Source organism: Arthrobacter sp. Y3225116 (assembly GCF_059091245.1).
In genome coordinates this window covers 1-747 of record NZ_JBNHGL010000515.1, presented here as the reverse complement: position 1 = coordinate 747, position 747 = coordinate 1, and the positions used below count along the sequence as shown (strand labels likewise).

The following is a 747-nucleotide window of genomic DNA, read 5'->3' as shown; positions in this document are numbered from 1 at the left end:
CCTCGTCGAAGTCCAAGTCCAGCGACGGGTAGTACAGGACCTGGTGCGTGATCCGGTCGAAGCCCTCGTCGTGGGCCATCGCCGTCACCGCCGCCACGAAGTTGGCGCCGGAGCTGTCGCCGGCCAAAGCTAGGTTCTTGCCGTCCCAGGCCAGGCTCCCGCCCTGCTCGGCGGCCCAGCGGACCACGCCGTAGCACTCCTGCAGGCTGGTCGGGAAGGCGGCCTCGGGTGCCAGTTGATAACCGACGGAGATGACCTTGTAACCGCTCTCCTTGGCCAGCGCCCGCGCGACATGGTCGTGCGTTTCCAGGCTGCCGGAGAAGAATGCGCCGCCGTGGAAGTACACCAGCAGCCCGTGGGTCTCGGCCTCCGCCGGGGTGTAGATCCGCACCGGGACTTCGCCCGCCGCAGTGGCTGCAACGGTGTCCTCGACGGCGTGCAGCGGCAGCCGTTCCTCCAGCGGGGCGACGAACTGCAGGTCGCCCGCGCGCTTTGCCTCGGGGTCGGGGCGCGTGCCGTGGTCGAACGGCGGCAGCGTGGCCAGGAGTTTGCCGATTTCGGGGTGGATTGTCACTCGACACCAGCCCCCTTCTCGAAGGACGTGGTCTCCGGGAAGGAGTCACCGATGTCGAACGGCTTGCGGGAGATGTCCTGCAGCACGTCGGTGATGGGCTTGCGCTTGGCCTGGTAGGTGCGCAGGGCGTCCTGCAGGTCGGAGCCGTCCTTGATGGCGTCGGCCAGCCAGGC

1 protein-coding gene is annotated in these 747 nt (G+C 68.5%); it reads right to left on the bottom strand.

Annotated elements, in window-relative coordinates:
* The coding region (locus AC5RV2_RS18700) for an alpha/beta hydrolase (protein ID WP_494093573.1) at positions 1–574 on the bottom strand (574 nt) is incomplete at its 3' end.
* Positions 575–747: the final 173 nt, after the last annotated feature.